Origin of the sequence: Pseudomonas sp. NBRC 111138 (genome assembly GCF_001320835.1) — a bacterium.
Classification (GTDB): domain Bacteria; phylum Pseudomonadota; class Gammaproteobacteria; order Pseudomonadales; family Pseudomonadaceae; genus Aquipseudomonas; species Aquipseudomonas paracarnis.
This window is the reverse complement of record NZ_BCBO01000025.1, coordinates 1-23,609: the sequence shown is the minus strand read 5'-3', so window position 1 is coordinate 23,609 and position 23,609 is coordinate 1. Positions and strand designations below refer to the sequence as shown.

The 23,609-nt window shown below is 58.1% G+C and carries 23 protein-coding genes; 14 read left to right on the top strand and 9 right to left on the bottom strand.

Annotation, left to right across the window (positions count from 1 at the left end; genetic code table 11):
• Both APH41_RS04835 and APH41_RS04830 read right to left on the bottom strand, forming a co-directional pair.
• Positions 1-339, bottom strand: a complete 339-nt coding sequence (locus APH41_RS04835) for a phage holin family protein (RefSeq protein WP_034126475.1) — start codon at positions 337-339, stop codon at positions 1-3.
• A gap of 590 nt (positions 340-929) precedes the next feature.
• Positions 930-1,673: an XRE family transcriptional regulator gene (locus APH41_RS04830; RefSeq protein ID WP_169918753.1), complete on the bottom strand. Its 744-nt coding sequence runs from the start codon at positions 1,671-1,673 to the stop codon at positions 930-932.
• A 225-nt stretch (positions 1,674-1,898) separates the two neighbouring features.
• On the opposite strand from APH41_RS04830, the gene APH41_RS04825 reads away from it, so the two are divergent.
• The 4 genes from APH41_RS04825 to fdxA all read left to right on the top strand — a co-directional run bounded on the left by APH41_RS04825 (position 1,899) and on the right by fdxA (position 6,193).
• Positions 1,899-2,387 (top strand): Panacea domain-containing protein, encoded by a 489-nt coding sequence (locus APH41_RS04825; RefSeq protein WP_054917777.1) that lies wholly within the window; start codon positions 1,899-1,901, stop codon positions 2,385-2,387.
• Positions 2,380-2,751 (top strand): hypothetical protein, encoded by a 372-nt coding sequence (locus APH41_RS04820; RefSeq protein WP_054897085.1) that lies wholly within the window; start codon positions 2,380-2,382, stop codon positions 2,749-2,751. Before APH41_RS04825 ends, APH41_RS04820 begins: the two co-directional genes overlap by 8 nt.
• 384 nt (positions 2,752-3,135) lie before the next feature.
• On the top strand, positions 3,136-5,727 hold the full coding sequence (gene mutS / locus APH41_RS04815; protein WP_054917775.1) for a DNA mismatch repair protein MutS: 2,592 nt from the start codon (positions 3,136-3,138) through the stop codon (positions 5,725-5,727).
• Positions 5,728-5,869: 142 nt separating this feature from the next.
• Positions 5,870-6,193, top strand: a complete 324-nt coding sequence (gene fdxA, locus APH41_RS04810; protein WP_003172109.1) for a ferredoxin FdxA — start codon at positions 5,870-5,872, stop codon at positions 6,191-6,193.
• Positions 6,194-6,717: 524 nt separating this feature from the next.
• Here fdxA and apbC read toward each other — a convergent pair.
• Entirely contained in the window at positions 6,718-7,812 is a 1,095-nt protein-coding gene (apbC, locus tag APH41_RS04805) for an iron-sulfur cluster carrier protein ApbC (protein WP_034126470.1), read from the bottom strand.
• Positions 7,813-7,984: 172 nt separating this feature from the next.
• Between apbC and metG the strand changes: the two genes are divergently transcribed.
• The 4 genes from metG (at position 7,985) to APH41_RS04785 (ending at position 12,081) form a co-directional block, all read left to right on the top strand.
• On the top strand, positions 7,985-10,036 hold the full coding sequence (gene metG, locus APH41_RS04800; RefSeq protein ID WP_054917772.1) for a methionine--tRNA ligase: 2,052 nt from the start codon (positions 7,985-7,987) through the stop codon (positions 10,034-10,036).
• An 87-nt stretch (positions 10,037-10,123) separates the two neighbouring features.
• Positions 10,124-11,092: an electron transport complex subunit RsxB gene (gene rsxB / locus APH41_RS04795; RefSeq protein ID WP_054917769.1), complete on the top strand. Its 969-nt coding sequence runs from the start codon at positions 10,124-10,126 to the stop codon at positions 11,090-11,092.
• A gap of 60 nt (positions 11,093-11,152) precedes the next feature.
• Positions 11,153-11,791 carry an endonuclease III gene (gene nth / locus APH41_RS04790; protein ID WP_003188989.1) on the top strand — a complete coding sequence of 213 codons (639 nt, stop codon included), beginning with the start codon at positions 11,153-11,155 and terminating at the stop codon, positions 11,789-11,791.
• A 107-nt stretch (positions 11,792-11,898) separates the two neighbouring features.
• On the top strand, positions 11,899-12,081 hold the full coding sequence (locus tag APH41_RS04785; protein ID WP_014717144.1) for a PA3496 family putative envelope integrity protein: 183 nt from the start codon (positions 11,899-11,901) through the stop codon (positions 12,079-12,081).
• Between the two features lie 83 nt (positions 12,082-12,164).
• Here APH41_RS04785 and APH41_RS04780 read toward each other — a convergent pair whose 3' ends face one another.
• The 3 genes from APH41_RS04780 to APH41_RS04770 all read right to left on the bottom strand — a co-directional run bounded on the left by APH41_RS04780 (position 12,165) and on the right by APH41_RS04770 (position 15,666).
• Positions 12,165-12,797 carry a response regulator transcription factor gene (locus APH41_RS04780; RefSeq protein ID WP_003188986.1) on the bottom strand — a complete coding sequence of 211 codons (633 nt, stop codon included), beginning with the start codon at positions 12,795-12,797 and terminating at the stop codon, positions 12,165-12,167.
• A gap of 613 nt (positions 12,798-13,410) precedes the next feature.
• Positions 13,411-14,628, bottom strand: coding sequence for an argininosuccinate synthase (locus tag APH41_RS04775; protein WP_003188984.1), 1,218 nt, complete (start codon positions 14,626-14,628; stop codon positions 13,411-13,413).
• A gap of 129 nt (positions 14,629-14,757) precedes the next feature.
• The gene (locus APH41_RS04770) at positions 14,758-15,666 is read right to left on the bottom strand and encodes an OmpA family protein (RefSeq protein WP_054898040.1); all 909 of its coding nucleotides are present in this window, start codon (positions 15,664-15,666) and stop codon (positions 14,758-14,760) included.
• A 156-nt stretch (positions 15,667-15,822) separates the two neighbouring features.
• Between APH41_RS04770 and pyrC the strand changes: the two genes are divergently transcribed.
• Positions 15,823-16,869: a dihydroorotase gene (gene pyrC, locus APH41_RS04765; protein WP_032893318.1), complete on the top strand. Its 1,047-nt coding sequence runs from the start codon at positions 15,823-15,825 to the stop codon at positions 16,867-16,869.
• Entirely contained in the window at positions 16,866-17,537 is a 672-nt protein-coding gene (gene rnt, locus APH41_RS04760) for a ribonuclease T (protein WP_003188980.1), read from the top strand. The genes pyrC and rnt overlap by 4 nt, the downstream gene beginning before the upstream one ends.
• 65 nt (positions 17,538-17,602) lie before the next feature.
• Here rnt and APH41_RS04755 read toward each other — a convergent pair whose 3' ends face one another.
• Complete coding sequence (locus tag APH41_RS04755; protein ID WP_003172097.1) at positions 17,603-18,205, bottom strand: peroxiredoxin; 603 nt, start codon at positions 18,203-18,205, stop codon at positions 17,603-17,605.
• A 243-nt stretch (positions 18,206-18,448) separates the two neighbouring features.
• Here APH41_RS04755 and APH41_RS04750 point away from each other — a divergent pair, with 243 nt between their 5' ends.
• Both APH41_RS04750 and bfr read left to right on the top strand, forming a co-directional pair.
• Positions 18,449-18,667, top strand: coding sequence for a bacterioferritin-associated ferredoxin (locus tag APH41_RS04750; RefSeq protein WP_054917766.1), 219 nt, complete (start codon positions 18,449-18,451; stop codon positions 18,665-18,667).
• A gap of 200 nt (positions 18,668-18,867) precedes the next feature.
• On the top strand, positions 18,868-19,338 hold the full coding sequence (gene bfr / locus APH41_RS04745; protein WP_054898039.1) for a bacterioferritin: 471 nt from the start codon (positions 18,868-18,870) through the stop codon (positions 19,336-19,338).
• Between the two features lie 68 nt (positions 19,339-19,406).
• On the opposite strand, the gene grxD is transcribed toward bfr, so the two are convergent.
• Positions 19,407-19,745 (bottom strand): Grx4 family monothiol glutaredoxin, encoded by a 339-nt coding sequence (gene grxD / locus APH41_RS04740; protein WP_054898038.1) that lies wholly within the window; start codon positions 19,743-19,745, stop codon positions 19,407-19,409.
• Between the two features lie 77 nt (positions 19,746-19,822).
• On the bottom strand, positions 19,823-21,931 hold the full coding sequence (locus APH41_RS04735; protein WP_054917764.1) for a molybdopterin oxidoreductase family protein: 2,109 nt from the start codon (positions 21,929-21,931) through the stop codon (positions 19,823-19,825).
• 433 nt (positions 21,932-22,364) lie between these two features.
• Here APH41_RS04735 and argF point away from each other — a divergent pair, with 433 nt between their 5' ends.
• Positions 22,365-23,285, top strand: a complete 921-nt coding sequence (gene argF, locus APH41_RS04730; protein ID WP_034126463.1) for an ornithine carbamoyltransferase — start codon at positions 22,365-22,367, stop codon at positions 23,283-23,285.
• On the top strand, positions 23,282-23,609 hold a 328-nt coding region (locus APH41_RS04725), incomplete at its 3' end, for an ATP-binding cassette domain-containing protein (RefSeq protein ID WP_156359028.1). The genes argF and APH41_RS04725, both read left to right, overlap by 4 nt.

Here is a 23,609-nt window from a genome sequence, read left to right as displayed (position 1 = left end):
TTACTGCGGGTCCTGGCGGGAGCCTTGGTTGATCCCGATGCGCTTGGCCGCCCACCGCTCGTAAAGGCCGATAGCCACGTCGGCACCGGCCATGGCGGTCAGGCAACCGATGGCGCCGGCGGTCCAGATCGACATGCCGGCGGCGTAGCACAGCATCAAAGCCGAAACCCCGCAAACCATGCACGCCCCGGAACGCAGGGCCAGGCGGCGGATCAACGACCAACCGCGGGCGCCCTCCTTGTCGGCCCGCCACATCTCGCCGGATACACCGCCGATCACTGCCAGTACGATGACCAGCCAGATAGGCATCTCCGCTAACGCTTGCTGTTCACTTGTCATGTCACGCCTCCTGGCTGAGCAATAAATAGTCCGTATTTCATTTACAAATGCTTGAGTAGGTAGGCATTCCAAAAAGCCCGGTCGCCCGGGCTTTTCAGTAATGATGTCCTCGGACTTTCGGCGCTACTGGCGCGGTACGGTCCTTTCCTCGATGTTTTTCCGACCACGATCCCTGTCTGCCGGATAACTGCTTTTGGTGCTTTACGCTGCACACCCGGGTCAGTTGCCAACCCTCTGAACCGTTAAGGCCGGTTCATCGCTGCCTGTTGTTGAAGCGTTGAAACTAAAGAGCGTCGGCATCCTTGCCGGTGTTGCCTGGCCTCCCTGCCATCGCTTCGATGGCGTCCTTGCCGATGTTGCGTGCCTTCCTTGTCTTCCTTGGCAGCATCCTTGCCGCCTCCACCAGGCCTTGTTGGCTGGCTTGAGATTAAGAATATGCATGTATGCATATACAGTCAATGCACAAATGCATTTATTTTTGCTATAGGAATGCACGGATGCATTGGAAGCCTGGCGGGCTTGGGCTTTGCCGGTTTTCTATGGACGAAAAAAAACCCGCACATGAGCGGGTTTCTTCTTACGCGTGGAGGTTAGCGGGCGTACATGCCCCACCAGAAAACATGACCGAGGATGCTGATCTGCTCGTCCTGGATATCCTGGAAGCTGTAGTCCTCATCGGGGTGTTCATCACGGTTGAAGCTACGCAGGCGAATACCGGAAGGCAGGCGGTAGAGCTGTTTAACCCGCAACTGGCCGTTGTGATTGATGGCATACAGGTCGCCATCCACGATATCGCCAATGCCGCTCTTGCCGGCATTCACCCCTACCGTGGCGCCGTCGCGCAATACCGGCAACATACTGTTGCCACGTACCGTCACGCATTTGGCCTGGTCGAACTGCACACCATTATGCCGCAGGCTGCGCTTGCCGAACCGCAGGCTGGCCTTCTCGCTTTCCTCGATGACGAATCTTCCTGATCCAGCAGCCAATTCAACCTCGCGCAGAAAGGGGATCGACACCTCGTCATCATTAACGGGGGTGTCGTCGTCCCACAGGCTTATGTCCTTGAGTTCCGAATGCATCGGGTCGCGCCCATCGTCGCGCACAACGCCCACTGCTGCGCGCCCGCGCAGGTAATCAGTACTTACGCGAAAATACTCGGCGATGCGCGAGATGTGTTTATCCGACGGATCAACGATCTTGCCGCTGAGGATCCGGGACAGTGTGGATTGAGGCACGCCGGTGCGCCGATGGAGCTCCGTGGGGGAGATCCGGTCGCGATCCAGCAGTTCTCTTAAGACGATAGAAACGTTGCGTTTTTGCATAACGCGGATAGTGACGGGAGTTTCTGAGGTTGGCAAATGCTAATTTGCATATTTATGCATTAAACATCCGACTTTCAATTAATTCGAATCAAAATACTGTATATACACCCAGTTATCGGCATTCTACTATTCTGCCAGCTTGGTATTGCTGCCGATCAACACCTTGCATGTCGACAACTCAAGGCCTATGTATAAAACTCTTTGACAACGTAGCCAGCAACGACGGAGGTGCTCATGGCTTATTCAGCGCTAGCTGTTGCTAACGCCTTCATTGAACGCGCGAAGGAAGGCAAGGTTTCGGGCCTGACCCCGATGAAGCTGCAGAAACTGCTGTTCTATACACAGTCCTGGCATTTGCGCGAACGGGACCAGCCCCTGATGGATGACCACTTCGCCCGCTGGCAATATGGCCCGGTCATCCCGTCGCTTTACCATGAGTTGAAATCCTACGGTAATCGCCCGGTGACCGCGCTGCTCAGCAACCTGAAGCCCGACGCCGAAGACATTGTCTTCGTGACACCGAGGGTTCCTGAGAGCGATACCTACACCCATCGTTTGATTGACCGGATCATTAACAAATACGGCAAATGGTCCGGCACCCAACTGTCCAACCTGTCCCACGAGGACGGCACAGCCTGGGCCCTCAAGGGTGCCGACGGTTCCGCCATCGACTGGGAAGACATGGCAATACTCATTCACCCAAAGAGCCGCATCCGTGAGTGAAGAACTCGACAACCTGGAACTCACCCTGCCCCCCGCGGCAGGGCCTGACCAGGACACCCAAGCCGGTGGCGAGCAAGCCATAGGCACCGACGATGAAAGAAACCAGAACCTAAAAGACCAGAAGGCCGAACGGCAACTGCGCAAGAAGTATGCGGGACGTGCATTCTGGTTTGCCGCCTGCGGTGTGATCTTCTGGGCGGTTCTTTTGGTTTGGAATGGGTGGTCGACGTATTACTCGGGTAAAGCGCCGTTCTCGGACAATGTAGTGATTGCCATCACTACGGCGACTTCAATCAATTTGTTTGCTGCGTTTCTTGGGGTGATCAGAGGGTTGTTTCCGGCCAGTGGGCGTAGATCCAAATAGTCTGATCGTATTCACGACCTGCGTTTCTATCTCGTATTGAGATATGAATGCGCGTGAGTCAGCCCCTGATTTTCAGGGCTCTGACCGGATTGTCTAACGCTGCTGCAATGCCTGATTGAACCGCTAACCTGTGGCGAGGGCGCTTGCTCTCGCTCGGCTGCGTAGCAGCCATTTTCCAGGGACGCTGCGCGCTCCACCGGGAGCAAGCCCCCTCGCCACGGTTATGTTGGTGTTTCTTGAGGCGGCACCGCTTTCGTGGTTTACCTGGCCGCTTGCGACCTGCGAAGGTCCGACCTCGCGTGTTAACCTTGCCGCCATCGCAAAAAATGCTGGGCCAAGCGCCCCCTTTGCCCCATCACTTTCAACGAATTTGCCTATTACCCAATGAGTAAAAACTCCTCAGATCTGTCCTCCCACACCCCGATGATGCAGCAGTACTGGCGCCTGAAAAACCAGCACCCTGATCAGTTGATGTTCTATCGCATGGGCGACTTCTACGAGATCTTCTATGAAGACGCGAAGAAGGCCGCCAAGCTGCTGGACATCACCCTGACCGCGCGCGGGCAGTCGGCGGGGCAGTCGATTCCGATGTGTGGGATTCCTTACCACTCGTTGGAAGGCTACCTGGTCAAGCTGGTGAAGCTGGGTGAGTCGGTGGTGATCTGTGAGCAGATCGGCGACCCGGCCACCAGTAAAGGGCCGGTGGAGCGTCAGGTAGTACGCATTATTACGCCGGGCACGGTGAGTGATGAGGCGTTGCTGGATGAGCGTCGCGACAACCTGATTGCGGCGGTGTTGGGCGATGAGCGTTTGTTCGGCCTGTCGGTGCTGGATATCACCAGCGGCAACTTCAGCGTGCTGGAGATCAAGGGCTGGGAGAACCTGTTGGCGGAACTTGAGCGTATCAATCCGGTGGAGTTGTTGATTCCGGATGATTGGCCCAAGGACTTGCCGGCAGAGAAACGTCGTGGGACCAAGCGTCGTGCACCGTGGGATTTCGAGCGCGACTCTGCGCTGAAAAGTCTGTGCCAGCAGTTCTCGGTGCAGGACCTTAAAGGCTTCGGTTGCGAAACCCTGACCCTGGCCATCGGTGCCGCAGGCTGCTTGCTCAGCTACGCCAAGGAAACCCAGCGCACTGCTCTGCCTCACTTGCGCAGCCTGCGCCATGAGCGTCTCGACGATACCGTGGTGCTCGATGGCGCCAGCCGTCGCAACCTGGAACTGGACACCAACCTGGCCGGTGGGCGTGATAACACCCTGCAATCGGTGGTGGACCGTTGCCAGACCGCGATGGGCAGCCGTTTGCTGACCCGTTGGTTGAACCGTCCGCTGCGGGATTTGACGGTGCTGCAAGCGCGCCAATCTTCCATTACCTGCATGCTCGACGGCTATCGCTTTGAAAAACTGCAGCCGCAACTGAAAGAGATTGGCGATATCGAGCGCATCCTGGCGCGGATCGGCCTGCGCAATGCGCGGCCCCGCGACTTGGCGCGCCTGCGCGATGCCTTGAGCGCCCTGCCGCAGCTGCAAGTCGCGATGACCGAACTGGACACGCCGCACCTGCAACAGCTTGCCGTCACCGCTGGCACTTACCCGGACCTCGCGGCGCTGCTGGAAAAGGCCATTATCGACAACCCGCCGGCGATCATTCGTGACGGCGGCGTGTTGAAAACCGGCTACGACAGCGAGCTGGATGAGCTGCAATCCCTGAGCGAAAACGCCGGGCAGTTCCTGATCGACCTGGAAGCCCGCGAAAAAGCCCGTACGGGCCTGGCCAACCTGAAGGTCGGCTACAACCGCGTGCATGGTTACTTTATCGAGCTGCCGAGCAAGCAGGCCGAGTCGGCGCCTATCGACTATCAACGTCGCCAGACCCTCAAAGGCGCCGAGCGTTTTATCACCCCTGAGCTCAAAGAGTTCGAAGACAAGGCGCTGTCAGCCAAAAGCCGCGCCCTGGCGCGGGAAAAAATGCTCTACGAAGCCTTGCTCGAGGACTTGATCAGCCGCCTGGCGCCGTTGCAAGACACCGCCGCCGCCCTGGCGGAGCTGGATGTATTGAGCAACCTCGCCGAACGTGCGTTGAACCTGGACCTCAATTGCCCACGGTTTGTCAGCGAACCGTGCATGCGTATCGTGCAAGGTCGTCACCCGGTGGTAGAGCAGGTGCTGACCACGCCGTTCGTCGCCAATGACCTGTCGCTGGACGACGATACCCGCATGTTGGTGATCACCGGTCCGAACATGGGTGGTAAATCCACTTACATGCGCCAGACCGCGCTTATCGTGTTGTTGGCGCATATCGGCAGCTTCGTACCGGCAGCCAGTTGCGAATTGTCCCTGGTAGACCGCATTTTCACGCGGATCGGCTCCAGCGATGACCTGGCCGGCGGCCGTTCGACCTTTATGGTGGAAATGAGCGAAACCGCCAACATTCTGCACAACGCCACCGAACGCAGCCTGGTGCTGATGGACGAAGTGGGCCGCGGCACCAGCACCTTCGACGGCCTGTCCCTGGCCTGGGCCGCGGCCGAACGCTTGGCGCATCTGCGTGCGTACACGCTGTTCGCCACGCACTACTTCGAGCTGACGGTGTTGCCGGAAAGCGAGCCGCTGGTGGCCAACGTGCATCTCAATGCCACCGAGCACAACGAGCGCATCGTGTTCCTGCACCATGTGCTGCCAGGGCCGGCGAGCCAGAGTTATGGTCTGGCCGTGGCGCAGTTGGCCGGTGTGCCGAACGAGGTGATCACCCGTGCCCGCGAACACCTCAGCCGCCTGGAAACAACGGCGCTGCCCCATGAAACCGTGGTCGCCAGCCCTGCCAAGGCCAGCAAGAAACCTGCCGCGCCGCACCAGAGCGATATGTTCGCCAGTTTGCCCCATCCAGTGCTGGATGAGTTGGCAAAACTTGACCTGGATGACTTGACGCCGCGTAAAGCGCTCGAAATGTTATATGCACTGAAGACTCGGATATAACGCAGACGCTTGCAAGCTGATAGAATCTCGCGCGGTTTGGGATGCTGCGGGCTTTTAGCCTGGTCCGCAGACTATCGCTCTCAAACCTCGCGAACCCCACCACAAGGGGTTTCGCTGCCGCCGCCTGAGGAGAAAATTAGAAATGACCTTCGTCGTCACCGACAACTGCATCAAGTGCAAGTACACCGACTGCGTAGAAGTCTGTCCGGTGGACTGCTTCTACGAAGGCCCGAATTTCCTGGTTATCCACCCGGATGAGTGCATCGACTGCGCCCTGTGTGAACCAGAATGCCCGGCCGTCGCGATTTTCTCCGAGGACGAAGTGCCTGCGGGCATGGAGCAATTCATTCAATTGAACGTCGAGCTGGCCGAAGTGTGGCCAAACATCACCGAGCGCAAAGATCCGATGCCGGATGCCGCTGAATGGGATGGCAAGCCCAACAAAATTGAGCAACTAGAGCGCTAAAGCGCCGCTGCCCAACAAAAAAAGGCCCCTTGAGGGCCTTTTTTGCGTTCGGGTGCCTGCATTCACTTTTCTACAGGCAAAAAAAAGGGGCGGTATGACCCGCCCACATTTTTTCCCTAGTCCCTGTATTCCTTTTCATCATCCTGATGAATCGCATCCTGCGACGTTCCTTCAAACCATCGTTCCTTGATGGCTGTGCCAATCCGTGGACACGGGGCTGATGTTAGAGCGTTCCCAGAGAAGTTCAACGCGATCCCCACGGCGGGCTGACAAACTTTTCCGCTCGCCAGAATTAAAATAATCTTTATTTTTCAAAAGCTTAGATAATAGCTTCGTCGATTCAAGACGTACGTAACCGCTAAAAAAACCAAACACTTACGGAAAAGTAAGCGAATGCTTACACGCGCATTACGCAAAGTAGCAGCAAGCCCTATTGGCGCCCCACCTGTAGGAGCGAGCTCGCTCGCGAAAAACCTGAGAGCACCACGGATCGTCAGGCTTTTCGCGTAACCGTTAAAGCCTAATCAATCGTCGCTCACGGTAATGGTCGGCATCGCCGGCGTCGTCGCTTCCTGCAAAACAATCCGCGCACCGACGTGACGGGCCAATTCCTGATAGATCATCGCGATCTGCCCATCAGCCTCTGCCGCTACGGTAGGTTTGCCACCATCGGCCTGCTCGCGAATCTCCATCGCCAATGGCAACGATGCCAACAGTTCAACGCCATACTGGGTAGCGAGCTTCTCGCCCCCACCTTCACCGAACAGATGCTCGGCATGCCCGCAGTTGGAACAGATGTGCACCGCCATGTTTTCCACAACACCCAGCACCGGGATGTTGACCTTGCGGAACATCTCCACACCTTTCCTGGCGTCGAGCAGCGCCAGGTCCTGAGGCGTGGTGACAATCACTGCACCGGCCACCGGAACTTTCTGCGCAAGGGTCAACTGAATGTCGCCGGTGCCTGGCGGCATGTCGATCACCAGGTAGTCGAGGTCGCCCCAAGCCGTTTGTGTGACCAGTTGCAGCAACGCACCGGAGACCATCGGCCCGCGCCAGACCATCGGGGTGTTGTCATCGGTGAGAAACGCCATGGACATCACTTCCACACCCAGCGACTCGATGGGCACAAACCATTTTTGATCCTTCACCTTCGGCCGCGTGCCTTCGGCGATGCCGAACATCACGCCCTGGCTCGGCCCGTAGATGTCGGCATCGAGAATGCCCACGCGCGCACCTTCCCGCGCCAGGGCCAGGGCCAGGTTGGCCGCCGTGGTCGATTTACCCACACCGCCCTTGCCGGACGCCACCGCCACCACGTTCTTGACGTTGGCCAGGCCCGGGATCTGCGCCTGGGCCTTGTGCGGCGCGATCACACATTGGATATCGACCTTGGCCGAACCCACGCCGTCCAGGCCCTCGATGGCCATTTGCAACATCTGCGCCCAACCGCTTTTGAACAAACCCGCGGCATAACCCAGTTGCAACTGCACCGACACCTGGTCGCCCTGGACCTCGATGGCACGCACACAACCGGCACTGACCGGGTCCTGGTTCAAATAAGGGTCGGTGTACTGGCGAAGAACGGCTTCCACCGCTGCGCGATTGACGGCGCTCATGGGCTACTCCCGAAAAAAGACTGACTGAAACAGGCGGCTATCCTAACCGTTCCAGCCGCCGAGCGGCATGCTTTCGAAGGTGCGCAAGATACTGAAACAGCGTCACGGGGTGAAATAAATTTCCCGGCGCTTTATAGTGGCCGACCTCCGTTTCATCAAGTAGCCGAGCCCCATGTCCGAGCCACGCAAGATCCTCGTTACCAGCGCCCTGCCCTATGCCAATGGTTCGATCCATCTTGGCCATATGCTTGAGTACATCCAGACCGATATGTGGGTGCGCTTCCAGAAGCATCGCGGCAATCAATGCATTTATGTCTGCGCGGACGACGCCCACGGTTCGGCCATCATGTTGCGCGCCGAAAAGGAAGGCATCACCCCGGAACAACTGATCGCCAATGTGCAGGCTGAACACAGCGCCGACTTTGCCGAGTTCCTGGTGGACTTCGATAACTTCCATTCGACCCACTCGGACGAAAACCGCGAGCTGTCGAGCCAGATCTACCTGCGGTTGAAGGAAGCCGGGCACATCGACCAACGTTCGGTGACCCAGTATTTCGACCCGGAAAAGAAGATGTTCCTGGCCGACCGTTTCATCAAGGGCACCTGCCCGAAATGCGGCACCGAAGACCAGTACGGCGACAACTGCGAAAAATGCGGCGCGACCTACGCACCGACCGACTTGAAGGATCCCAAGTCAGCGATCTCCGGCGCCACTCCGGTGCTCAAGGACTCGCAGCACTTCTTCTTCAAGCTCCCGGATTTCCAGCAAATGCTGCAAACCTGGACGCGCAGCGGCACCTTGCAGGACGCCGTGGCCAACAAACTCTCCGAATGGCTCGACAGTGGCCTGCAGCAGTGGGACATCTCCCGCGACGCGCCGTACTTCGGCTTCGAGATTCCGGGCGAGCCGGGCAAGTACTTCTATGTATGGCTGGACGCGCCGATCGGCTACATGGCCAGCTTCAAGAACCTGTGCGACCGCACCCCGGAGCTGGACTTCGACGCGTTCTGGGGCAAGGACTCCACCGCCGAGCTGTACCACTTCATCGGCAAGGACATCGTCAACTTCCACGCGCTGTTCTGGCCAGCGATGCTTGAAGGCTCGGGCTATCGCAAGCCGACCGGTATTGCCGTGCACGGCTACCTGACGGTCAACGGCCAGAAAATGTCCAAGTCCCGTGGCACCTTTATCAAGGCGCGCACCTACCTGGACCACCTGTCGCCGGAATACCTGCGCTATTACTACGCGTCCAAGCTGGGCCGTGGCGTCGACGACCTGGACCTGAATCTGGAAGACTTCGTACAGAAGGTCAACTCGGACCTGGTGGGTAAAGTCGTCAACATCGCCAGCCGTTGCGCCGGGTTTATCCACAAGGGCAACGCCGGTGTACTGGTAGCCGAGAACGCCGCACCGGAACTGACCGACGCCTTCCTGGCCGCCGCGCCGAGCATCGCCGACGCTTATGAAGCCCGCGACTTTGCCCGCGCCATGCGCGAGATCATGGGCCTGGCCGACCGCGCCAACGCCTGGATCGCCGACAAGGCGCCGTGGTCACTGAACAAGCAGGAAGGCAAGGAAGCTGAAGTCCAGGCGATCTGCGCCACCGGAGTCAACCTGTTCCGTCAGTTGGTGATCTTCCTCAAGCCGGTGCTGCCATTGCTGGCCGCCGATGCCGAGGCGTTCCTCAACGTACCGCCGTTGAGCTGGAACGATCACACCACCTTGCTCGGCAATCATCAGTTGAACGCGTTCAAGCCCTTGATGACCCGAATTGACCCGGTGAAAGTCCAGGCAATGACCGACGCTTCGAAAGAAGACCTGGTCGCCAGCCAGACTGATACCGGCCAATCCACGCCGGCGGGCAATGGCGAGCTGGCCAAGGACCCGATTTCCCCGGAAATCGATTTCGACGCCTTTGCCGCCGTAGACCTGCGTGTGGCGCTGATCCTCAAGGCCGAAGCCGTGGAAGGTGCCGACAAGCTGCTGCGCCTGACGCTGGATATCGGTGACGAACAGCGCAACGTGTTCTCCGGCATCAAGAGCGCTTACCCGGACCCGTCCAAGCTCGATGGCCGCCTGACCATGATGATCGCCAACCTCAAGCCACGGAAAATGAAGTTCGGCATTTCCGAAGGCATGGTGATGGCGGCGGGCCCTGGCGGCGAAGAAATCTACCTGCTGAGCCCGGACAGCGGTGCCAAGCCGGGTCAACGCATCAAGTAACCTCTGCAAAATGCCCCGCTGTTGCTACGGCGGGGCTTCTCAGCTTGCCCTCCTCCCAGGGCCGGGCGTCCACGCTATGATCACAGCATGAACCTCATTCAACGTATCGACGCGCTGCTGCCGCAGACTCAATGCGGCAAGTGCGGGCACCCGGGTTGCAAGCCTTACGCAGAAGGCATCGCTAAAGGCGAAGCCATCAACAAGTGCCCGCCCGGTGGGCAGGATACCATTGCCGGGCTCGCGCAACTGCTGCGCCTGCCGGTACTGGAGCTGGACACCAGCCGTGGAGATGCGCCTGCGCAAGTCGCCTATATCCGCGAAGCCGAATGCATCGGCTGTACCAAATGCATCCAGGCCTGCCCGGTGGACGCCATTGTGGGTGCCGCCAAGTTGATGCACACCGTGATTGTCGACGAGTGCACAGGTTGCGACCTGTGTGTTGCGCCCTGCCCTGTCGACTGTATCGAGATGCGCCCGCTTGCTGACGTTGTGCCTATCGTCGGTGACTTGGCCAGCAACGATGATGAACGGCGTGCACGCGACCTCAAACGCAACCGGGCGCGGCGACGCTTCGAACAACGTAACGCCCGCCTGCAACGTGAAGAAGCCTGCAAGCTCGCCGAACGACTGGCACGAGCCAAGCGCGCAGCGCCGATGGAGGTTGCACCGGTCGATAACACTCAGGCCGCTCAGGACGCTGCGATCAAGCAGGCCAAAAGCAGCGTCGCCATGAGTCGCGCTCAGTTGCACAAATCCTTGAAAGCGTTTGGGCATCCGCCGACCTTTGAGCAACAGTCGCAATTGATTATGCTGCAGCGACAGTTCGAGGCATCCGAGCAGGCGCTTGCCGCACTGGAGGCCAACAGCTCACCGCAGCCACCAAAGACGACCACTAAAAGCGCCGAGTTCAAGCGCGCAAAAATCCAGCTGGCCATGCGCCGTGCAGCGTTGAAAAAGGCTCAGGATCACCATGCTGACGAGCATCAATTGGCAACCTTGAAAGCTGCATTGAATGACGCCGAGCAAACGCTGCAAGATGCCGAGGCCAACGGCTGACCCACTGCGCTGTGTATTACTAACATCACGCCGACCGCCTGCAAGGAAACGTCTGTCCCTATGAATGCCGCAAAACGCCTGGAAATCTTCCGCAGGTTTCACGAAGACAATCCGGAACCGAAAACCGAACTGGCCTACTCCTCACCGTTCGAATTACTGATTGCGGTGATCCTTTCGGCTCAATCCACGGACGTTGGCGTTAACAAGGCCACGGCGAAGCTGTACCCCGTGGCCAATACACCCGCCGCGATTTACGCTCTGGGTGTGGAAGGCCTGTCCGAATACATCAAGACCATCGGCCTGTATAACAGCAAGGCCAAGAATGTGATCGAAACGTGCCGCCTGCTGTTGGAGCTGCATGGAGGCGAGGTACCACAAACCCGCGAAGCCCTCGAAGCCTTGCCTGGCGTGGGCCGCAAAACGGCAAACGTGGTGCTCAATACGGCGTTTCGGCAGTTGACCATGGCGGTGGACACGCACATTTTCCGCGTCAGCAACCGAACCGGCATTGCACGGGGCAAGAATGTGGTTGAGGTGGAAAAGCAATTGATGAAGTTCGTGCCTAAGCCCTATCTGCTCGACTCCCACCATTGGCTGATCCTGCACGGACGCTACGTTTGCCAGGCCCGCAAGCCGCGCTGCGGCAGCTGCCGTATCGAAGACTTGTGCGAATACAAGGACAAGACCTCCGACGATTGAGCGATCATTGGTTTTTGTGATCAGACGATTGAAAAAATCTTTTTTACCCGTTCGCGGATTATCGCTATAAGGAGCCCCAACGGCAGTCTTAGCCTGGAGTTGACCTTATGAGCGCTGGCAACGAACAACTGGAAGTGGAAGACGACCTCGTTGAGTCGGATGACGATGTGGTAGAGGCACCTGTGGCAGAGGTGGCCAAGACCAATTTAAGCAAACGCCGCACTATCGACAATCTTCTGGAAGAGCGACGCTTGCAAAAACAGCTGGCCGATTACGACTTCGATCTCTGATCGAGCCGTTGACGGCCGGAAGCCTCCCTGACGGAGGCTTTTTTCTGCCGGTTACACGGGTATTCAAGGGGGGCAATATCCTCCTAGACCAAGCCGTTGCGCTGGGCCAGTTCGATCAGGTCCACGAGGGACCTGGCATTGAGCTTGAGCAGCAAGCGCGTCTTGTAGGTACTGACGGTTTTGTTGCTGAGGAACATGCCATCGGCAATTTCCTTGTTGGTTTTGCCACGGGCCAGTTGCTGCAGCACCATCATCTCCCGTCCCGATAAGCGTTCGACCATGTCGGCTTCACTGGCATTGCCCATGGTTGACCGCACTGAGTTGAGCGCCTGGTTCGGGAAATAGCTATAGCCGGAAAGCACCGCCTTGATGGCACTGAGCAACTCTGTCAGATCCTGCTGCTTGCACACATAGCCGGCGGCACCCGCCTGCATGCAGCGCATGGAAAAATGGCCAGGCGCCTGGGACGTCAGCACCAGCACCTTGAACGAGACGGCTTGCTTGGTCGAAGCCAGCCGACAAATAACTTCCAGACCGTCGAGCTTGGGGATTCCGATATCCAGTATCACAATATCCGGCATATGTTCCCGTGCAAGTTGCAACGCATCGACACCGTTATCAGTCTCGGCAACGACCTCATAACCATGACGCTCCATTAGCATGCGCACAGCAAGACGAATGACGGGATGATCATCCACGATCAGCACTTTATTCATGAGAAAGTCCAATTTCGCTGTTCGAATTATTTAGAGCAAACACAATAGCCTAGTCGATTACTAGTTGGCATAGCATTCCCCCCCGAGCAAGAGCAGGCAGAGACCCAACCCACAAGAAGATAGGAATTAGCCTACAAAAATTCGCCAACTTAGATGCATAGAGCTTTATGGTTGCTTTCAGACCTTTCTCGACGCGTACATATTTTGAGTGAAAGATCATGACCATCAGCCCGTGAAAGTAAACGTGCCGCACAAGTCTTTCAGGAAATACCCCTTGTTTGTCGCAATGGCGCCAGCAAACCGCCCCGAAAAAACTATCCGCATTAGTTCCATTTAACATATTTCGACACTTCCATAATTCCTACAGAAAATTCAACAACTCACATATCCATTGCAGCTACATGAGTGAATTTTCTGTCAGACATAGTTCCTCCTCAGATGTAAAAAATCATTCAACCTTAAAAACATAAAGACAAACTGGATAATAATTGCGCAAGTTACGGAAAAATCCTTAAACACACGCTAAACGCTAATGAACAGCGCCGCATCTAAAATCCAGGCAAAAAAAATGACCCCTTGCAAAAGGGGCCATTTTTCACGACGGGCGCACGGTTCAGAACAACGAGCGGCCCTTGTTGGCAGCAATGCGCATGCGCAGTGCGTTCAACTTGATGAAGCCTGCCGCGTCCGCCTGATTGTAGGCGCCGCCGTCTTCTTCGAAGGTGGCGATGTTGGAGTCGAACAGCGACTCATCGGACTTGCGGCCGGTGACGATCACGTTGCCCTTGTACAGCTTCAGGCGCACGACACCGTTCACGTGGGCCTGGGAAGCGTCGATCATCTGTTGCAGCATCAGACGCTCAGGGCTCCACCAGTAACCGGTGTAGATCAGGCTGGCATACTTGGGCATCAGCTCGTCTTTAAGGTGGGCGACTTCACGGTCCAGGGTGATGGACTCGATGGCGCGGTGGGCACGCAGCATGATGGTGCCGCCCGGGGTTTCGTAGCAACCGCGAGACTTCATGCCCACATAACGGTTCTCGACGATGTCGAGACGGCCGATACCATGCTGACCGCCGATACGGTTCAGGGTCGCCAGTACGGTGGCCGGGGTCATTTCAACGCCGTCCAGCGCAACGATGTCGCCGTTGCGGTAAGTCAGTTCCAGGTACTGCGCCTTGTCTGGAGCGTTCTCCGGGGAGACCGTCCATTTCCACATATCTTCTTCGTGCTCGGTCCAGGTGTCTTCCAGCACGCCGCCTTCATAGGAAATGTGCAGCAGGTTGGCGTCCATTGAGTACGGCGACTTCTTCTTGCCATGGCGCTCGATCGGAATAGCGTGCTTTTCAGCGTAATCCATCAGCTTTTCACGGGACAGCAGGTCCCATTCACGCCACGGCGCAATGACTTTAACGCCTGGCTTGAGTGCGTAGGCACCCAGTTCGAAACGTACCTGGTCGTTGCCCTTGCCGGTGGCGCCGTGAGAAATGGCGTCGGCGCCCGTTTCGTTGGCGATCTCGATCAGGCGCTTGGCGATCAGCGGACGTGCGATGGAGGTACCCAGCAGGTACTCACCTTCGTAGACAGTGTTGGCGCGAAACATCGGGAAAACGAAATCGCGGACGAACTCTTCGCGCAGGTCGTCAATGTAGATCTCTTTCACGCCCATGGCTTGCGCCTTGGCACGTGCAGGTTCGACCTCTTCACCCTGACCCAGGTCAGCGGTGAAGGTCACCACTTCACAGTTATAAGTATCCTGCAGCCACTTGAGGATCACCGAAGTGTCCAGGCCGCCGGAATACGCGAGAACGACCTTGTTTACGTCGGCCATGCCATCACTCCACGGGGTTGTACGGAAAGGCGACGATTCTACCGATCAAAACCGTGAAATTACAGGGGCGCGACAGCAAATGAAGATAAAGCGACAGATTATGTCGAGTGGGCGACCGATGGTCGCCTCTTATGAGGTAGCCGCCGAGTTGCTCGGCGCAGTGGCCTGAGGCGCCGGTTTCTCTGGGGCAGCCACCCGCTCAAGCTGAATATTTACACGGCGGTTACGCGCACGGTTGGTGGCATTAGTGTTGGGCGCCAAGGGGTAGCTTTCGCCATGGAAGCGCATCGTGATTTGCGATTCCTGAATGCCGTTGGCCTTGAAGTAGTCCATCACCGCCAGGGCGCGGCGCCGTGAGACGTCACGGTTGGTCAGGCGATTGCCACTGTTATCGGAATGACCGTTCAACTCGACATGATTGACCGTGGGATCGGCTTTCATGAATACCAGGATCACCGACAACTTCTTCTTGGCCGCCGCGTCCAGCTCAATACCACCACCGGGGAAGCCCACTTCAGTCTGTTTGACCTGGTCGTAATTCATGGGCAGCAGCTTGGTGGTGCACACCTGATAATCGTTGTACGCCTTGTTGAACTTCACAGGCAGCAGGCGAATTTCCGAGTAGCCGCCTTGACGCCCGTAATGCCGCACGGTCGGGCTGCGCCCTTCAAGCAAACCCGTGAACAGGCGGCCGGCCTGGGCCTGGGAGCTATTGAACAGGACGTCGCCGCTGCCGACACGCACGGCCCCAAGGTTGATATCACCTCGGCCCGGCTGCCACGGCGCGGCCGCGGCCAATAAGGTTGCCGAGCCGGCGCCAAGAGTGCCGCCATAGGTTTTCAGACGAAACGTTGCCTGCTCACCGGCCCGGCGCACGAACTCACCGGAACCGAAATCGGTGATCGGCTGGGTCAGGCGGCACTCGAACTGATCGCCCTCTACCTTCCACTCAATATTCTCCAGACGTGTCTGGAACGTGAGGGCCGCCGCAGGCAGGCTGGCGAACACACTGAGCAGGGCTAGACAATACTGGCGCACGGGAGGCTCCACTGGTTTCTACAACACTTCAAAGCGTCATACATCGTTAAGGCATACCCGGAGATATCGGTAGCATCCGGCAAAACTTGATAGCGAGTGCCTGCAAGAGTCTTTTCCGGTAGCATTCCCACCAGATTGACCCGCCTGGAATCCCCAATGTCCGACCGCCTGACCCTGCTGCGTCCCGACGACTGGCATATTCATCTTCGCGATGGTGCTGCGTTACCCCAAACCGTGGCCGATGTGGCCCGCACGTTTGGCCGTGCCATCATCATGCCTAACCTGGTACCTCCGGTGCGCAATGCCGCAGAAGCCGACGCCTATCGCCAGCGCATCCTCGCTGCACGACCGGCCGGCAGCCGCTTCGAACCGTTGATGGTGCTCTACCTGACCGACCGCACCCAGCCTGAAGAAATTCGTGAAGCCAAGGCCAGCGGTTATGTGCACGCCGCCAAGCTGTACCCGGCAGGTGCGACCACCAACTCCGATTCCGGTGTAACCAGTATCGACAAGATCCTGCCGGCGATCGAAGCCATGGCGGAGGTCGGCATGCCATTGCTGATCCACGGGGAAGTCACCCGTGGCGACGTGGATGTGTTCGATCGCGAAAAAATCTTCATCGATGAACACATGCGTCGTGTGGTCGAGTTGTTCCCTACGCTCAAAGTGGTGTTTGAACACATCACCACCGCCGATGCGGTGCAGTTCGTCAGCGAAGCGTCGGCCAACGTTGGCGCGACCATCACCGCTCATCACCTGCTCTACAACCGCAACCACATGCTGGTGGGCGGGATTCGGCCGCATTTCTATTGCCTGCCTATTCTCAAGCGCAATACCCACCAGGTCGCACTGCTGGATGCCGCCACCAGCGGCAGCCCGAAGTTCTTCCTCGGCACCGACTCTGCGCCACACGCCCAGCACGCCAAGGAAGCCGCATGCGGCTGCGCCGGCTGCTACACCGCGTTTGCCGCCATCGAGTTGTACGCCGAAGCTTTCGAACAGCGTAACGCGCTGGACAAACTCGAAGGTTTCGCCAGCCTCAACGGCCCGCGTTTCTACGGCCTGCCGGCGAATACCGACCGCATTACCCTGGTCCGTGAAGACTGGACCGCCCCTGCCAGCCTGCCGTTTGGCGAGCTGACCGTTATCCCGCTGCGCGCCGGTGAAACACTGCGCTGGCGCCTGCTGGAGGAAAGCAAGTGAGTGAAGACCATTACGACGACGAACAAGAGCACGGCGGTGGCGGCTCGCGCCATCCGATGGCCGAGCGTTTTCGCGGCTATCTGCCGGTCGTCATCGACGTAGAAACCGGTGGTTTCAACTGCGCCACCGACGCCTTGCTGGAAATCGCCGCAACCACCATCGGCATGGACGAACAGGGCTTTGTGTACCCGGAACACACCCATTTCTTCCGCGTCGAGCCGTTTGAAGGCGCCAATATCGAAGCCGCTGCCCTGGAATTCACCGGGATCAAGCTCGACCACCCACTGCGTATGGCGGTAAGTGAAGAAGCGGCGCTGACCGATATCTTCCGTGGCGTGCGCAAGGCGTTGAAGGCCAATGGCTGCAAACGTGCGATCCTGGTCGGCCACAACAGCAGTTTCGACCTGGGCTTCCTGAACGCCGCCGTGGCGCGGCTGGACATGAAGCGCAACCCGTTTCATCCGTTCTCCAGTTTCGACACCGCAACGCTTGCCGGCCTGGCCTACGGTCAGACCGTTCTGGCCAAAGCCTGCCAGGCGGCCGGTATCGACTTTGACGGGCGTGAAGCCCACTCGGCCCGCTACGACACCGAAAAGACCGCCGAGCTGTTCTGCGGCATCGTCAATCGGTGGAAACAGATGGGCGGCTGGGAAGACTTCAACGACTGAAGGCAAATCCCACGCATAAAAAAACCGGCCTTTTCAGGCCGGTTTTTTTGTACCGTGACGTTGGCTTACAGCTTGCCAGCGTTCTCGGTCAGGTAAGCCGCAACGCCTTCTGGCGAAGCGTTCATGCCTTTGTCGCCTTTTTTCCAGTTGGCAGGGCAGACTTCGCCGTGCTCTTCGTGGAATTGCAGCGCGTCGACCAGGCGGATCAGCTCTTCCATGTTACGGCCCAGCGGCAGGTCGTTGATGATCTGCGAGCGCACAACGCCCTTGTCGTCGATCAGGAACGCGCCACGGAACGCCACGCCGCCTTCGGACTCAACGTCGTAGGCCTTGGCGATGTCGTGCTTCATGTCGGCAGCCATGGTGTATTTGACTTTGCCGATGCCGCCGTCGTTGATGGCGGTGTTGCGCCAGGCGTTGTGGGTGAAATGGGAGTCGATGGAAACCGCGACCACTTCAACATTGCGCGCTTTGAAATCGTCCATGCGGTGGTCCAGGGCGATCAGCTCTGAAGGGCAGACGAAGGTGAAGTCCAGCGGGTAGAAGAACACCAGGCCGTATTTGCCTTTGATGGCTTCAGACAGCTTGAAGCTGTCTACGATTTCGCCATTGCCGAGGACGGCTGGTACGTCGAAATCCGGGGCTTGTTTACCGACGAGTACGCTCATTGGATATCTCCTGATATAGGGGTGACGATTGAAGTAAAAGGACCGGTCGAGTCTGCCTGTGGAAACAGACAGAAATATGACGCAATCACGCTTCGTGAAGACCGACCATCATACACCGAAAAAACCGTTCGTCAGCGCACGGGCAATTCCCCCCGGATTGCTGCTGAAACTATTTTGACAATCATTCTCGTTAACATTAAGATCCATCGCACTTAAGCCATAAACCCGCGACGGTTCTCACTTATGTATGTCTGCCTCTGCACTGGCGTCACCGACGGACAAATCCGCGAAGCAATCTATGAAGGTTGCTGCAGCTACAAAGAAGTGCGTGAAACCACCGGCGTTGCCAGCCAGTGCGGCAAATGTGCTTGCCTGGCCAAGCAAGTGGTACGGGAAACCCTGACGCAGCTGCAAACAGCCCAGACCGCACTCCCCTACTCGACAGAATTTACACACGCCTGATAGGCATGTTTTAAAGAGCCGGACCTTGTGTCCGGTTTTTTTATGCCTGTAATTCAATTAGTTAGCGCCAAGACGCGGAACACAAACATTCTTATTCCGATTAATTTTCATTTATTATTCAATAACTTAGGTTTGACACTAGGATTTTCACCGCTCAGACTCCGCCCTATACACAGCTATTACAGGGCAGGACCCCAGTCATGAAAGGCGACATCTCAGTCATCCAGCAACTCAACAAAATCCTTGCCAATGAACTAGTCGCGATCAATCAGTACTTCCTGCATGCGCGCATGTACGATGACTGGGGCCTGGAAAAGCTCGGCAAGCGTGAATACAAAGAATCGATCAAGGCCATGAAGGACGCCGACGCGCTGATCAAGCGCATCCTGTTCCTGGAAGGCCTGCCGAACGTGCAGGACCTGGGCAAGCTGAACATCGGCGAGCACACCCAGGAAATGATCAGCAGCGACCTGGGCTTTGAGCGCAAGAGCCACAGCGACCTGAAGGCTGGTATCGCTCACTGCGAAACCAAGGGCGATTTCGGCAGCCGTGAACTGTTGGAAGATATCCTGGAAGATCAGGAAGAGCATATCGACTGGCTTGAAACCCAGTTGGGCCTGATCGACAAGGTCAGCCTGGAGAATTACCTGCAATCGCAGATGGGTGAATAACCCGTAGCGTTCAGGCACAAAAAAGCCCCGCTCTCACCAGAGAAGCGGGGCTTTTTATTGCTCGCCAATTAGGCGTCAGTCTTGACTGCTGCTTTTTGCGCTGCGTCTTTGATCAGCGCTTGCAGCGAACCATCAGCTGCCATTTCAGTGATGATGTCGCTACCGCCAACCAGCTCACCGGCTACCCACAACTGCGGGAAAGTCGGCCAGTTGGCGTACTTTGGCAGGTTGGCGCGGATTTCAGGGTTTTGCAGGATATCCACGTAAGCGAACTTCTCGCCACATGCCATCACAGCCTGGGACGCTTTCGCGGAGAAACCGCACTGAGGCGCGTTAGGTGCACCTTTCATGTAAAGCAGAATGGTGTTGTTGGCAATCTGCTCTTTGATCGTTTCGATGATATCCATGGAACACCTCTGCAGGAACTTTGCGACTCACGGGTCGGCACGGTGGCGCATTGTAACGCAAAAATCCAGCAGGATGCTCAGGCCGCCGCCACCTTCACCGGTACGCCGTTGAGCGCCGCATTACCCGACAACTCGTCCAATTGCCGCTCGTCGGTCAAGTCATTGGCACTCGCCCCCGGCTGGCCGCTCGCGATGCTCATCTGCACGCCCGGACGACCGTGGCCCCAGCCGTGAGGCAGGCTGACCACACCCGGCATCATGTCCGTGCTGGCCGCTACTTCCACCTCGACCATACCGATACGCGAACTCACCCGCACCCGCTGGCCATCGCTCAACTGACGGCTAGCCAGATCATCGGGGTGCATCAGCAGTTGATGGCGTGGCTTACCCTTCACCAGCCGGTGATAGTTATGCATCCAGGAATTATTGCTGCGCACATGCCGCCTGCCAATCAATAGCAGTTCGTCGGCCACCGGCACCGGCTGCGCGGCGAAACGCGCCAGGTCTGCCAGGATCACGGCCGGTGCCGCTTGCACCTTGGCATCCGCGGTTTTCAAACGTGCCGCGAGGTTGGGCTTTAGCGGCCCCAGGTCGACGCCATGGGGATGATCCGCCAGCATGGCCACCGACAGTTTATGACTGGATGCGTCACCATAGGCACCCGCACGCAGGCCAAAGTCGATCATCTGTGCCGGTGGCAGGGTGGGCTTGAGCACCGCGCCAGTGTGCGCCGCAAACGCCTTGGCCAAGCCGACAAAGATCTCCCAGTCATGCAATGCACCCTCAGGCTTGGGCAGGATGGCGCGATTGAAGCGTGTGACATTGCGTACCGCGAACAAATTGAAGGTAGTGTCGTAGTGATCGTTTTCCAGCGCCGAGGTGGAGGGCAAGATCAGGTCGGCATAACGCGTGGTCTCGTTGATATACAGGTCGATGCTGACCATGAACTCCAACCCGTCCAGGGCTTGTTCCAATTGGCGGCCGTTAGGCGTGGACAGTACCGGGTTGCCGGCCACCGTCACCAGGGCGCGGATCTGCCCATCACCCTCGGTCAGCATTTCTTCGGCCAGCGCCGACACCGGCAGTTCTCCGCCGTACTCCGGCCGCCCGGACACGCGGCTCTGCCAGCGGTTGAAATGGCCGCCGCTGGTGGAGGCCACCAGGTCCACCGCGGGACTGGTGCAGAGCGCGCCGCCGACACGGTCCAGGTTGCCGGTCACCAGGTTGATCAGTTGCACCAGCCAATGGCACAGGGTGCCAAACGCTTGGGTCGAGACCCCCATGCGGCCATAACAGACGGCCTTGTCAGCGCCGGCGAAGTCCCTGGCCAACTGGCGAATCTGCTCGGCAGGCACCGCACACTGGCGGCTCATAGCCTCGGCATCGAAGCCGGCAATCGCCTTGCGTACATCATCCAGGCCTTGCACCGGCAAATGGCTGTCGCGTGTCAGCCCTTCGGAGAACAAAGTGTTGAGCACCCCAAACAACAATGCCGCATCGCCGCCGGGGCGTACGAACACGTGCTGGTCCGCGATGGCTGCCGTCTCGCTGCGCCGAGGGTCGACCACCACCACTTTTCCGCCCCGCGCCTGGATGGCCTTGAGGCGTTTCTCCACATCGGGCACGGTCATGATGCTGCCATTGGAAGCCAGCGGGTTGCCGCCGAGAATCAACATGAAGTCGGTCTGGTCGATATCGGGTATGGGCAACAACAGGCCGTGGCCGTACATCAGGTGACTGGTGAGGTGATGAGGCAGTTGGTCTACCGAGGTCGCGGAAAAACGATTGCGCGTCTTCAACAGCCCTAGAAAGTAGTTGCTGTGGGTCATCAACCCATAGTTATGCACGCTTGGGTTGCCCTGATACACCGCCACCGCGTTCTGCCCATGCCGCGTCTGGATACCCGCAAGCCGCTCGGCCACCAGGGCAAAGGCTTCATCCCAGCCAATCGGCTGCCATTCGCTGCCCACCCGCCGCATGGGTTGGTGCAGGCGGTCCGGGTCATTCTGGATGTCCTGCAGGGCCACCGCCTTGGGGCAGATGTGGCCGCGACTGAAACTGTCCAGAGGGTCGCCCTTGATCGAGGTGATCGCCAGGCTACCGTCTTCGGCTTGGGTGGTTTCCAGGGTGAGGCCGCAGATGGCTTCGCACAGGTGGCAGGCACGGTGGTGGAGAGTCTTGGTCATGGCCAGTCTCTTTTATAGGGGCTTTGACTCAACTATGGGCCGCGACCACTTGGCGCGCCAGCAACCTTCGCGTTGTGAATCAACGGGCATAGGCCTGGGCATGGCTAAGCATGAGCAAATGTTTCAGAAACCTTGTCAGCAGGCGCTGAAACCGACGCGACCTGGCCCAAGCCCGCCCCCGCGCATTGCAAAAGGCCTGGACGCCAGTGTACAAATGGCTCGCTGCTGTCAGGAATTCGTCTTCAAACGCGCGCCGGCGCCCTGCTTGAACACCCCTAAAGCCGTAGCCCTATTGGTAAAACGCGACATTTAATGTCAATATCGCGTCTTCCCCTATTTCGTCGCCCCGTGCGGCTTTCGCCGCAGGTCTCGCCCGTTGTCGCAATAAACAAGGCTTTGAGTATCTGCGGTCTGTTGCAAAAGGTAGTTAATGATGAGCGCAAGGCACTTTCTCTCCCTGATGGATTGCACGCCCGAAGAGCTGGTCAGCGTGATCCGTCGAGGCATTGAGCTTAAAGACCTGCGTAACCGCGGTGTACTGTTTGAGCCGTTGAAAAACCGGGTACTCGGGATGATTTTCGAAAAGTCCTCGACCCGCACACGCCTGTCGTTCGAAGCCGGCATGATCCAGCTGGGTGGCCAGGCCATCTTCCTGTCACCGCGCGACACCCAATTGGGCCGTGGTGAGCCGATCAGCGATTGCGCCATCGTGATGTCGCGCATGCTCGATGCCGTGATGATCCGTACCTTCGCCCACAGCACCTTGACCGAATTTGCCGCCAACTCCCGTGTGCCCGTGATCAACGGCCTGTCCGATGACCTGCACCCCTGCCAGTTGCTGGCCGACATGCAAACCTTCCTCGAACACCGTGGCTCGATCCAAGGCAAGACCGTGGCCTGGATCGGCGATGGCAACAACATGTGCAACAGCTATATAGAAGCGGCGATCCAGTTCGACTTCCACCTGCGCATCGCCTGCCCTGAAGGCTACGAGCCCAGCGCCGAGTTCATGGCCAAGGCCGATGGCCGTGTGCAACTGCTGCGCGATCCGAAAGACGCAGTGGTCGGCGCGCACCTGGTCAGCACCGACGTCTGGACCTCCATGGGCCAGGAAGACGAAACCGCCAAGCGCCTGGCCCAGTTCGCGCCGTTCCAGGTGACCCGTGCGTTGCTCGACCTGGCCGCGCCAGACGTGCTGTTCATGCACTGCCTGCCTGCCCACCGGGGCGAAGAAATCAGCCAGGACCTGCTCGACGATTCGCGCTCAGTCGCGTGGGATCAGGCCGAGAACCGCCTGCATGCGCAAAAAGCCTTGCTCGAATTCCTCGTACCACCGTCGTACCACCACGCATGAGCCAGTCATTACTGCTGAACCTGCGCAATCTGGCATGCGGCTATCAAGACCAGCGCGTCGTGCAGAACCTCAACCTGCACCTCAACGCCGGCGATATCGGTTGCCTGCTCGGCTCTTCAGGGTGTGGCAAAACCACCACCCTGCGCGCGATTGCTGGCTTTGAGCCGGTGCATGAAGGCGAAATCAGCCTGGCGGGCGAAGTCATCTCCCGTGCCGGTTTCACCCTCGCCCCGGAAAAACGTCGTATCGGCATGGTGTTCCAGGACTACGCGTTGTTCCCGCACCTGAGCGTGGCTGACAACATCGCCTTTGGCATTCGCAAGC